Below are 12,551 nucleotides of genomic sequence, written 5' to 3'. Positions count from 1 at the left end.
TTTATTCAGGCTTATCACCTATGAAAATTTTAAGAAATCTACAGTTTTCCTGGCGGAGAAAGTTGCCGGTATTGCATCAGACCCAGGCGGCAGAGTGCGGGCTGACCTGTGTAGGAATGATTGCAGGTTACTATGGCCACAATACCGATATGATCACCCTGCGTCGCGCCCACGCGACATCCCTCAAGGGAGCCACGCTGGCAGATGTGATGCTCATTGCCAATAATATGGGCATGTCGGGTCGGGCGCTCAGGCTTGAGCTGGAGGAGTTAGAAAAGCTACAGCTCCCCTGTATTCTTCACTGGGACATGAACCATTTTGTCGTCCTTAAAAAAGTCACTAAAAACAAAATTACCCTGCACGACCCGGCGCGCGGTCAATGTGAACTGACGTTTGAGCAGGCTTCCGAGTCCTTTACCGGCGTTGCGCTTGAGCTCTATCCGAACTGCAATTTCGAGCAGAAAAATGAAAAAAGCCGCCTGTCGATGCTAAATTTAATTAGCAACGTCACAGGCATTGGAACGGTTTTCTTTCATATTATGGTGCTGTCCATTGGGCTTGAAGTATTCGGGCTGCTCTCCCCTTTTTACATGCAGTGGGTAATGGACCAGGTACTGGTATCTGCCGACAGGGATCTGCTTACGCTGCTGGGGTGTGCATTTATCTGCATCATTATTTTGCAAACCTGCATTTCTGCATTGCGTTCCTGGGTGACGACCTGGTTCTCCAGCCTGTTAAGCGTTCAGTGGTCCAGCAATATTTGCTCCCACCTGCTCGGTCTGCCGATGGCCTATTTTCATGAAAGACATATCGGGGATATCGTTTCGAGGTTTGGCTCCATAGGTACGATACAGAATACGCTGACCACCCGCTTTATCAGCTCTATCCTTGATGGAGCGATGGCCGTGGTGACCCTTTTTGTGCTTTTTAACTATAACAGTACTCTCACCTGGATCGTATTGGCGACCGTCGCTATCTATACCCTGCTCAGAGCGGTATCCTTCCGCCCGTTCAGGCAGGCCAATGAAGATCAGCTGATAGCCTCTGCAAAAGCACAGTCTCAACTGCTGGAATCTATCCGGGGCATGCAGGCCGTAAAGCTCAATAATAAAGAAGAGATCCGCGTATCCAGCTATGCCAGTGAGTTAGTCCAGGTGACTAACAAAGGCATAAAAATTCAGAGGCTTTCCATCCTTTTCAGCGTATTGCAGGGATTAACCTCAGGGATCAGCCGTATTATCCTCGTCTGGCTGGCCGCCATCCAGGTGCTGGATGGAAACTTCACTGGCGGGATGCTGGTGGCTTTTATCAGCTTTTCCGATCAGTTCATCTCGCGCGTGACAGGTTTAGTTGATGCTGTTATTGAGTTTTCAATGCTCAGACTGCACGGCGAACGCCTGGCTGATATCGTTCTGACAGAGACGGAGAAAAATACGGAGAACCTGGCTGCGCTGCCTGAAGATGATTCCCCCTGCACGGTTGAGATTAAACACATTGATTTCCGCTATTCAGAGACGGAGCCCTGCATTCTGAAAAATTGCAGCTTAAGGATAGCGGCGGGTGAGTCCGTTGCGATTATCGGCCCCTCAGGGCAGGGAAAAAGCACGCTGGCTAAACTGCTGTTAGGCCTTCTTCGCCCGGAGTCGGGCGAGATTATGATAAATAATATAGATATTAATAAATTGGGCATGAAATACTTCCGTAATCTTGTCGGAAGCGTCATGCAGGATGACATTTTGTTTGCGGGCTCCATCATGGATAACATTTGCTTTTTCGATGCAATATACGATGAAGATAAAGCAATTGAAGTCGCTAACATCGCCCGCATACATGAAGATGTTCTGGCCATGCCTATGGGGTATAACAGTCTTGTTGGTGATATGGGGTCTTCCTTATCCGGGGGCCAAATTCAACGTATTCTGCTGGCCAGAGCCCTTTACAGACGCCCAAAACTGCTCATCCTCGACGAAGCAACCAGCCACCTTGATGTGGCAAGAGAAAGCGCTATTAATGATGAAATATCCAATATGAAAATAACCAGAATTATAATAGCTCATCGTCCTGAAACTATTCTTAGCGCTGACCGGGTAATTCAGCTTGATAAGGGAGAACTAAAAATTATCAACAAAAAAAATCTCTTTAATTAGGCTTTAGAATTTGTACTATTGTTGGACAATAGCCTTCCCGATAATCTCAGCTCTCGAAATTTGTTGTTAACACTATAAAACCAGAGAGCTCAGTCAGTGCGTGAATCACACCCTTTAGAAATAAATAAAGTATCAGAGGCAACTTTTTAGCCCCTCTGGTACTGCTGTAATTTATCTGCAGTAGGTGTGACCAGCGCAATATGCAAACGTGTTGCCAGCGGCGGCGCTCAGAGGGGTAGACCGGGCGTTAGCGCTGTCTGTACATTGTCCAGCATGATTGCGGCGGTTATAGCCGGAGGCGTTCAGGAAGCACTTTATTGTGTGGTCAGTGACTGGGATCTCGCAATGAATCTTGCTGACACTTCCTAAAAAACGTATTAATTGAAGTTTCAATAAACCAACGTAACGGGAGGAGAATTACATGCGTCAAATTCACATTAAATAAACAGCTCAGGTATCAGGCGGGATCCTCACCTGGCTGATCCCTGATATTATCTGTGGCACCGATTCGAATAAATCTGCTCGCGATAAGCTCTGTTACCGACCCTTCCCCGACAGTCGGTCAGGGGATTATATTGAGTAAATTTGCGTTCGGGGGATGAGCTATAACGATAACAGGCGTTAACTCTGTCCGGTAGTATTCTCACTGCTGGCCTGGCAGAAAGTAAACCTTTCTGAATTAACTAACCAGTCAGTTTTTTAAGAACAGCTACAGGCTTTAAATAGAAAATCGTAAACCCACCGTTGTGAACACATATAAAGGAATATAACATGAAAAAGACACTTATTGCATCATTATTTATAGCGAGCAGCACTCTGGTATCATTCCCGACACTGGCTACACCGGCAGGTACAATTACCGTTGATGGCGCAATTACCGCCTCTACCTGTGATGTCGCTTTAGGGAATGACGAATCCGGTGACGGTACCGTAAGTCTGCCAAAATTATCGATCAGACACCTGGCTAAAGCGGGCGACACTGCCGGTGATACCAGCTTTATGATTAAGCTGAGCAACTGTACACCCGCCACGGGCGGCGTGCGTGCCTACTTTGAAACTGGTTCCACTGTTGATGCCGTCACCGGCCGACTGATTAACACCAACAATACGGCTGATAGCGCAAAAAACGTAGACGTTCAGCTGCTGAACGATAAGGACGTCGTACTTCAGGCGGGTAGCATCAGCCAGCGTACTAATGCCGGAACTAATTTGGTAGAGGGTGCTGCAAACCTGGTTTATAAAATGCGTTATTATGCCGCCACCGATGACGTAAAACCGGGGAAAGTTGATACCAAAGTGACCTACTCTATCGATTACGATTAATAATGATCTGTACTTTTAATAAATCGGGGGCTTCCCCCGATTTATTAGGGAATATACAATGAATATATATACTATAATCGTCAGATCTGCTGTTTTATCCTTAGTGGCTTTTTCAAATATTATAAGCGCCGGCATTGTCATTAATGGCACGCGGGTTATTTATAATGAAAAAGAAAGAGAAGTGATTGTCCGACTCGAAAATAAGGGGGTACAATCCTCTCTTGTACAAGCATGGATAGATGAAGGTAGCGAAGATCAAACCATAAACACAATGGATGTCCCTTTTTTAATCTTGCCGCCAGTCGCTCGTATTGAACCTGGCCAGGGACAAAGCCTGAGAGTTACCTATACAGGGCAGGCTCTACCGAGAGAAAGAGAGCGTGTTTTTTGGCTCAATGTTTTAGATATTCCGCCTCAGGCTGAAAACAATGATGGTAACGAATTGCAGATGGCCTTCCGCACAAGGATGAAACTCTTTTTCAGGCCGGCTGGGCTTGATAAATTATCTTTCACCGATGCCCTCGAAAAAGTAGATGCGTTTATTTCCAAAGAAACGTCTGGTGATAACGCTAAACTTTATGTAAAAAACAATTCTGCGTTTCACGTAACGCTTTCGTCCTTACATATCCAGCGCGGAACTAAAATCATTGCAACTGTACAGGGTAGTATGATTTCACCTTTCACTACAGCGGCATATAATTTTAAAAGAGAGTACCTCGGCAAGGATTACCAGGTTTTCTTAAATTACATTAATGATTATGGCGCAATGATTAAGCGCCCCCTTACAGAGAGCTGAATGCCACTTTAGTCACTCAAGGATGATCAGATGAAACCCTCCGTAATTTCCAGATTCGTTCTCTCAGCCATTACAATGCTATGTGTGTCAATATCCATAAGAGCACCAGTAATGGCTGCGGTTAAATTTAACCCCGATTTTCTTAACCGCGTGGCTGGCGGCGACATTGATATTTCACGATTCAATGGGGACTACCGGATATTACCCGGTAATTATTTTCCGGACATCTATATAAATGGCCGTCTTGTTGGTCGTAGCAATATGAATATTGCAGAAAAAGCAGGTCATTCACTAATTTGCATCAATCAGGAAATCATCACGCTGTCTGGAATAAAAACCCGCGTTATTTCGCCTGAATTAATGAAACGCCTCGCAGAACCGGCCCAATGCATGACAATAAAGGAACTACTGCCGGACGCCAGTGCCGTAATGAATCTTTCGGCTATGCGTCTCGACTTATCCATTCCGCAGGCTCACCTAAACCAGCTGGCACGAGGGTATGTTCCGCCTTCAATGTGGACCTATGGCGTCAATGGTCTGTTTGCCAGTTATAACACCAGCTACTTCGAACAGCATAATGGCAACAACGTTAGTCGATCATTGTATGGCGATCTCAGAGCCGGGCTCAATCTCGGCACCTGGCTTTTGCGCCACGCCGGTACGCTGCGCTGGGATCAGACTGCGGGCAGTGGCTACAACCGTTTTATTACCAACGTGCAGCGGGACATTATTCAGCTGAGTTCACGCTTACTGATAGGCGACTCCAGCACCTCAGGGGAAATATTTGACTCTTTTCCTTTTCGCGGCGTTCAGCTGGCGACTGCAGACCTGATGCTACCTGATTCACTCCGGGGATACGCGCCTGTTGTCAGGGGCATTGCCAAAACCAATGCCAAAATCACCATTAAGCAGCGTGGAAACGTGATTTATGAAACCACGGTACCGCCCGGAGAGTTTTCTATTAACGATCTCTACCCCTCCGGGTATGGTGGAGATTTAGATGTCACCGTTACTGAAGCGGATGGAACGCTATCCTCTTTTTCCGTTCCATTTTCTTCTGTTACCCAGCTCCTGCGGCCCGGAATGAGAAATTACAGCCTTGTTGCAGGCCAGCTGCGTAATCTCAACCGCAAAACGCAGCCCCTCGTTGTTCAGGCTACCTATAAGCAGGGTATCAGTAATCTGTTGACAGTCTATACGGGGTTAACCAGCACTGGCAACTGGGGTTCAGGCGTCATCGGTAGCGCACTGGGCACGCCAGTGGGCGCGTTCTCATTTGATATCTCAGGAACCCGTTTTAAATATAAAGAAGAATCACGTCATGGCGTCAGCATGAAAGCAAGCTACAGCAAGTTGTTGACGTCAACCAACAGCAATATCTCTCTGGCGGCTTATCGCTTCTCATCACCGGGCTATCTGGATATATATAATGCGGTATATCTGCAGGATTTGATGAAGAGTAATCCCGGAGGCAACCTGCTAAGGCGGCTTAATCGGCCTAAAAACAGGATCTCATTAACTCTGAGCCAACCGCTAAATGACATCCTGGGCCAGATGTATCTATCCGGTTTCAGAGAAAATTACTGGAATAAAGGCTATACCAATACTCAGTTTCAGCTTGGTTACAATAACCATTACGGCTTACTGAGCTATGGCCTGTCGATAAACAAAATCTTCAGTCAGGCAGATTCGGAGACACAGTATCTGCTCAATTTCTCCTTACCATTAGGTTCCGGGCAGCACGCTGCCAACATTAACAGCTATACCACCCTGGAAAAAAAGGGATCAACCAGCCAGTCAGGCATCAGCGGTCAGGCCGGTGAACGTAATCAAATGGGATATAACGCTTCGGCCAGTAAGAACAAAAATAATCACTACTCCGGCAGCCTTAATGGGAATTATGTCTTCTCCGGTACAACAATAAACGCGGGTTACTCTGGTGGTCAAGGCTACTACGGCCTGTCAGGCGGGTTAAGCGGCAGTATTGTAGGTATCTCTGACGGACTGGTTCTTAGTCCTTACAGCAACCTCAGCACCATGGCCGTCGTCTCTGCCCAGCATGCAGGCGGGGCCACCATAGAGGGTTACTCTGGCGTTCGCCTTGATAAAAATGGCATGGCACTCGTGCCTTATCTGAACCCCTATCGTATCAATCAGATTTCTGTTAATCCGAAAGGGCTGCCCTGGAATGTGGAATTGCAAAATACCAGCCAGCAGGTAGCACCGCATCAGGGAGCGATTGTAAGAATCGACTACCCAACCCAGCGCGGACGTATGGTCCTGATCCGCGCTGAGCTCCCGGATGGCCATACATTGCCCTTTGGCGCAGTGGTGAAAAAAGAAAATGGCGAGGACGTGGGAGTCGTCGCCCAGGGTGGGCAGATATATGTTCGACTGAAGGAAGATGACGCCAGTCTGTCAGTGCACTGGGGAAGTAACAGTGAAATGGGCTGCAACTTTACTATTGAACCAGACCCGCAGCCCCTTTCTGCTCCAAAAGCGTTTACAAGGCTCCACCGCATCTGTCAGCCACTGTCTTCGGACGCACTTCGTCACGGCGTAGTAAAACCCGCGTTGATGGCACATCTTAAGACCCCGGAACAACCTGAGGGTTAAGAAAGCGATAAAGGAACACGTAATGCAAATAATAAAATCCTGTTTGCTAATTTTCTCACTCGTGGTCTGTTCTTATACGCGAGCGGACCTCACCTGTGGCTTTAGCGATAATTATGTGGGGAGGACGGAATTTGACTTTAAAACCCTACCTTCACAAATTCCCTCCGGCTTACCGATTGGGACGGTGATCTTCAGAAAGACACTGAACTTTAAGACCTGGTGTGCCAAAGCCCCACGCAGTTCAGGAGTGTTCGAAAATGAATATATTTATTTTAATGTCAAAAATCTCGACGGCGTTTTCGGAAGAAACAGCGGCTTAGATCTTTCTTTCACGATAAATGGCCAAAAGATTACGGGCGCCAAAAGTATAAAAACTGATTATGAAACCCGCACTCTTTATATCGCAGGTACACCTACCGATCGTTACCTCAATTTTGATTCGGAAGTTATTGTCGAGCTAATGAAGACGGGAGAAAATGTTAACCTGGATCCCCAAAGTGATACGGTGGTCATGTTCGATATAGGTTCCGTGGGTAATGGCAGCCTGCAATTTATGATGAATAATATCAATGCGCTGAGTTTCTCTAATCAAACCTGTGATCTTATGGGGAATGGAAATTATCGTGTAACCCTGCCGCCTGTCAATATCAATCACATTTCAGGAAGGGGGAGCGTATCGGGTGCCAGCAGCAACTTTAATATCACTCTATTCTGTAATTCTGATTTGTGGAGTACCCTGGGGGTCTGGATGACGTTAACAGGCCCTGGTATTTCCGGACTGGAAAAACAGGGCGTCTTCTCCTTTAAGAATAAAGCGACAGGAGAAATATCGGATCAGATTGCCATGCAAATATCCCGCTCAGAAGATGATATCTGGACACCCATTTCTCTGGGCGAAAAATTTAAGGTGGGCAGCTTTGGATCGGCACTCTCAAGAATGACTATTCCCCTGCGGGTTGGCTATTATGCGCTTAGTGAAAAACAGTCAGTAGGTGAATACCAGGCTACTCTTATCTATACAATTAAATACGAATAATATGGGATCACCGCGACGATCGTGCGTGCCTTTTGCTGCCCCGAAGGTAAATTTAACCTTTGAAAAAGACGACCATTCATAGGATAAATAATATTTCATGGCAGGATGGCGCAAACATTACCTTAAGCCAGGAAACCAGATCATGATTTTCAGCACAGTCAGTCAGAATGCAGAAGCTTATAATATGATGCTATCGCATATCGATAAGAGCGTGGCTCATTTTACCCTAAGTTGATACCTTTCGCCCCTGGAGTGGCTAACCGCCCGAAACATCGGGCGGTTAAATTACCCCTCGCAAATTTATTTTGCGTAGGCTTCTGTCGAAATCGTCAGTACAACGTCATCACTCACCGCTGGCACATACTTATCCAGCTTGAACTCTGAACGCTTGAACGTTGTGGTGGCGTCAAAACCTACTGCTTCTTTTTTCACCATCGGGTGCATACCCTGCTTGTTCAATATTGCATGCAGGACAACGGGGCGGGTGATATCCCGAATAGTCAGATTGCCATAGACGTCCATTTTATTTTTCCCTTTGCTGACCACTTTCGTACTCTTAAAGGTCGCAGTCGGGAATTTCGCCACGTCAAAATAATCCGCTCCCTTAAACTCACTGGTCAGCGCATCGACATGGGTGTTGATCGTATCAACCGGAATAGAAACGTCCACTTTTGAATGCGTAACGTCTTTTGCATCGAAATCAATATTACCGGTTATGTTCGATAAATCGGCGGTCGGATGCGAGAAACCAAAGTGGGTCCAGGAGACAATTACAGAAGTGTGACCTGAATCCATTGCGTAGCTTTCTGGCGCGGCGGCAGAAAACTGTGAGTAAAGTGCACAACCAAGAAGTAGCGGCAGGGTAATCTTTTTTAATACAGACATGCGCGAAAACCTTATTCAAACAATGTGTATTAAACATAGTGCAATATTCATTACTTCACCGATATTCAAGATATTTGAGTCACTCTTTCAAATATATTAGTTAACAACAGAAACTATTTACGTACAACCATTCCCCCGAGATGCACACTGAAACAGCACAGGTACTGGACTCGGGGGTAAAGGCTGGTTGCCTTTGGAAAATTATTGTTATTTAACAAATGCCTTAATGACCTCCTGCCAGGGCGTGGAAGAACGGCCTACCAGCTGACGCAGAGTATGACTGTCGTCGAAAAGCGCCCCTTTGGCCGCGCTGGCATCGGAGTCACCCAGCATTTCCGCTAACGCATCAGGCAGCCCGGCCTCTTTTAACGCACCCACAAACCCGGCTTCAGGCAGATTAATATAGTGAATCTCCTGGCCGCTTTGTCTGGCTATCTCGCGGGTAAACTCCTCCAGGGTGTATGCGCTATCCCCTGCAAGTTCATAGATTTTTCCAGCCGCATTCTCATTCGTCAGAACCGCAGCAGCGGCTTCAGCATAGTCCTGACGGCTCGCAGAGGCGATTTTCCCCTCCTGTGCAGCACCAATAAACGCCCCATGTGCCATTGCCGGGGCAATGCTGGCCGCATAGTTTTCGGTGTACCAGCCGTTGCGCAGAATGGCGTACGGCACCCCGGAGGAGATTAATGCCCGTTCGGTTGCGAGGTGCTCTTTACCCAGCCCCATTGGGGTAGTGTCAGCATGCAGCAGGCTGGTATAGGCCAGCAATTTCACTCCGACCTCTTTGGCGGCGGTAATCACCGCCTTATGCTGTGATTCACGCTCGCCCAGCTGGTTAGAGGAGATCAGCAGTACTTTCGTTGCCCCTTGAAGGGCGCTGAGCAGCGTTTCAGGCTGAGTGTAATCTCCCTGACGGATTTCTATCCCCAGGGCGACAAGATCGCGCGCTTTTTCGGGTGAACGTACGACGGCAATAATCTTACCTGCCGGGGTGGACTTTAATAATGCATCAATAACTAAACGGCCAAGCTGGCCTGTTGCACCGGTAACAGCAATCATCATGCGCTCCTTATAGCGTAATGAAAATTTTTTGCGGCTCAGAGACCGCGAATGTGCTTTAACCCTACCAGCCTAAGTCATATACTAATTAAAAGTAAGTACGCACAGGAATGTTAGTATGAAAAAAGAGTCCGCGCAGTCTCTCTCCACCCTGAGTGAAAAGTTCCGTCGCGGCGAGCTGTTGAACACTCACTGCCCATCGCGTGAGGTGCTCAAGCGTCTGACCAGCCGCTGGAGCCTGTTGGTTTTGGTGGCGCTGGAGGAGGAAACGCTTCGATTTGGCGAACTGCGGAGAAAGATTGGCGGCGTCAGTGAAAGGATGCTGGCGCAGACTTTGCGGTTTATGGAAGAGGACGGCTTCGTCGAACGCAGGGCGTGGGAGGTTGTACCGCCGCACGTGGAGTACTGTCTTTCGCCGCTGGGGCAGGAGGTACGTGCTCAGATAACAGGGCTGGCCGACTGGATAGAGATGAATCTGCATCAGATCATGGTCAACCGCCGCGGATGGGCGCAGGACGGAAAGGAATAATCCCTCCAGGCAGACCTGCGCCCAGTTGCGATGACCTGAGAGTAGAAAAACAGCTCACCTGAGGTCAATGCGAGACACTGAGGAGCGCATCAGCCTGTAATTACTGCGAGACACATAAAAATCTCAGCCCGCAATTACTGCGGGACACAGGGATGCGCATCAGCTATTTAGCGCGCGGGCATGGCATCCGGGTACATTGCCAGCAGGCGGCGGGTCACACCGTTTGTCCAGCCAAAGCCGTCCTGCAGAGGGTATTCTCCCCCACCGGCCAGAACCGGCGCCCGGCCAGCCACATTGTACTTCTCAACCATCTTATGATGCCGAGCGTAGGTGGCTCCTACAACCTGTAACCAGCGCGTGGCGATCTCTTTCGCCAGCAGCTCTTCGCCATAGTGATTCAGCCCTTCTATCGCCATCCACTGCATGGGTGCCCAGCCGTTAGGTTTGTCCCACTGCTCGCCTGTCTCGTCAACCGTCGAGAGCACCCCACCGGGAGCCAGCAGATGCGATCGAATGGCTGCCGCCATACGGTTTGCCTGCTCATAGCCTGCCATCCCGACGTAAAGAGGCGTCACGGACGCTGCAGAAAACAGGCCTTTTTCACGATCGCACCAGTTATAATCGCGATAAATCCCGGCTTCTGCATCCCACAGGTATTTATTCACGACGGCACGGCGACGTTCGGCCTTTTGCTGGAACTGCTCCGCCGTTAGCGGGTCGTTATCCGCCGCGGCAAGCCGGGCGATGGTGGTTTCCAGCTTATAGAGAAACGCGTTCAAATCGATCGGCACAATGCGCGTTGTATGGATACTCTCCAGGCGACCTGGCTCGCTGAGCCAGCGCGAGGAGAAATCCCAGCCGGAAGCCGCGCCGGCGCGCAAGTCGCGGTAGACCTCACTGGCAGGGCGTGAAGAATTTCGGGCGGTTTCCACGTCCTCAATCCAGGATTCATCGCGCGGCGTATCGCGATCGTCCCAGTAACGGTTAAGCACCTCGCCGCCCGGCAGCATCACCACGTGGCGATATGCTTCGTTTGGCGTCAGGGAGTCAGCCCCTTCCATCCAGAAAGCATGTTCGCGCTTTAGCTGCTTCAGGTAGCGCTTCGCTTTCTTCACACCATCTTTTTCAAACAGTTCAACCATCATCGCAAAAACGGGCGGCTGAGAGCGGCTGAGATAATAAGTCCGGTTACCGTTTGGGATATGCCCATAGGTATCGATTAGCCAGGCGAAGTTGTCCGCCATATTGCGCATCAGATCGTCGCGGCCGCTGGCGGCGAAGCCCAGCATGCTAAAGTAAGAATCCCAGTAATAGGTTTCACTAAAGCGCCCGCCCGGCACCACATAAGGTTCAGGCAGGGGCAGAAGCGAAGAAAACTCCGAGTGCTTCTCTGGCTGGCGCGTCAGCACCGGCCACAGGGAATCAATATGCTGCCCCATGTTTTTCGCAGGGTCTGAAATATAGCGGCTGTCGTGAGTGCGCGGCAGATCAAAATTCTCAAGCACGAAGGTCAGCAGATTAAAACCGGCCTCTTCACGCTGGATATAATAACGATATAAAATACGTTCCGGCTCTATTTTAGGCGCACAGTCCGCAAAGGTTTTACTGTCGGTGAATATACGGGCGCTCTGTACCGCCGCAAACAGTTCCTGATAGCGATCGGACGGCGTCAGGATATCGGGCGCAGGCAGGCCGCTGATCGGCTCCGGCTGGGGCTCAGGCTGCACATCTGCGCTGGCCTCATAGTCGTTATACCAGGCCTCATAATCAGTACGGTTATTGTCAACGATCAGGTCATTTTGATTAAAAGTGATAAAAACCTCCTGATGCCAATTAATATCGACAATGTTTGCAGTGTGTTTTTTAATTAAGCGTTCAGTATAGTACCCTCGTCTCATAATGCAAGTCGGTGGTTTTATTACCTCACATGAATCTATATTTCAAAACATAAATAACATTACCTTATTATTCCCTCACGCACTGACGGATATATCATCCTTTATCAGAAAAATATTAATGAAGATTTCACACTATTGAGAATAATGCTTAACCGGGAAAACTCTGCTCTTAAATATTTACTTCATCCTGCCCAGCCTCTAAGCTACTGCCCTCAATAACTGACTGACAAATGCCCGCCCCTGCCACCGGTTAGCCTCTATG

The 12,551-nt window shown here is 48.5% G+C and carries 9 protein-coding genes; 6 read left to right on the top strand and 3 right to left on the bottom strand.

Translation table 11 applies throughout. The annotated features are described in order from the left end of the window. Positions 1-20 precede the first annotated feature (20 nt). The 5 genes from ACLRGG_RS08975 to ACLRGG_RS08955 all read left to right on the top strand — a co-directional run bounded on the left by ACLRGG_RS08975 (position 21) and on the right by ACLRGG_RS08955 (position 7,918). Entirely contained in the window at positions 21-2,147 is a 2,127-nt protein-coding gene (locus ACLRGG_RS08975) for a peptidase domain-containing ABC transporter (RefSeq protein WP_416249394.1), read from the top strand. A gap of 771 nt (positions 2,148-2,918) precedes the next feature. Continuing rightward, on the top strand, positions 2,919-3,470 hold the full coding sequence (locus ACLRGG_RS08970) for a fimbrial protein (protein WP_416249393.1): 552 nt from the start codon (positions 2,919-2,921) through the stop codon (positions 3,468-3,470). A 58-nt stretch (positions 3,471-3,528) separates the two neighbouring features. Further along, on the top strand, positions 3,529-4,266 hold the full coding sequence (locus ACLRGG_RS08965) for a fimbrial biogenesis chaperone (RefSeq protein ID WP_416249392.1): 738 nt from the start codon (positions 3,529-3,531) through the stop codon (positions 4,264-4,266). Positions 4,267-4,377: 111 nt separating this feature from the next. Next, complete coding sequence (locus ACLRGG_RS08960; protein WP_416249391.1) at positions 4,378-6,882, top strand: fimbria/pilus outer membrane usher protein; 2,505 nt, start codon at positions 4,378-4,380, stop codon at positions 6,880-6,882. A 22-nt stretch (positions 6,883-6,904) separates the two neighbouring features. Then, the gene (locus ACLRGG_RS08955; protein ID WP_416249390.1) at positions 6,905-7,918 is read left to right on the top strand and encodes a fimbrial protein; all 1,014 of its coding nucleotides are present in this window, start codon (positions 6,905-6,907) and stop codon (positions 7,916-7,918) included. A gap of 300 nt (positions 7,919-8,218) precedes the next feature. Here the strand turns inward: ACLRGG_RS08955 and ACLRGG_RS08950 are convergent, their stop codons facing one another. Next, on the bottom strand, positions 8,219-8,803 hold the full coding sequence (locus ACLRGG_RS08950) for a YceI family protein (protein ID WP_416249389.1): 585 nt from the start codon (positions 8,801-8,803) through the stop codon (positions 8,219-8,221). A gap of 207 nt (positions 8,804-9,010) precedes the next feature. Next, the gene (locus ACLRGG_RS08945; protein WP_416249594.1) at positions 9,011-9,862 is read right to left on the bottom strand and encodes an SDR family oxidoreductase; all 852 of its coding nucleotides are present in this window, start codon (positions 9,860-9,862) and stop codon (positions 9,011-9,013) included. 118 nt (positions 9,863-9,980) lie between these two features. Here ACLRGG_RS08945 and ACLRGG_RS08940 point away from each other — a divergent pair, with 118 nt between their 5' ends. After that, positions 9,981-10,391: a winged helix-turn-helix transcriptional regulator gene (locus ACLRGG_RS08940; RefSeq protein ID WP_416249388.1), complete on the top strand. Its 411-nt coding sequence runs from the start codon at positions 9,981-9,983 to the stop codon at positions 10,389-10,391. 167 nt (positions 10,392-10,558) lie between these two features. Here ACLRGG_RS08940 and treF read toward each other — a convergent pair whose 3' ends face one another. Beyond that, positions 10,559-12,289, bottom strand: a complete 1,731-nt coding sequence (gene treF, locus ACLRGG_RS08935) for an alpha,alpha-trehalase TreF (protein WP_416249387.1) — start codon at positions 12,287-12,289, stop codon at positions 10,559-10,561. Between the last annotated feature and the right edge of the window lie 262 nt (positions 12,290-12,551).

This window comes from Erwinia sp. PPS120 (assembly GCF_047918655.1).
GTDB classification, from domain to species: Bacteria; Pseudomonadota; Gammaproteobacteria; order Enterobacterales; family Enterobacteriaceae; genus Erwinia; species Erwinia tasmaniensis_A.
Note: the sequence above shows the minus strand (reverse complement) of the source record. Positions and strands in the feature narration are given on the sequence as shown.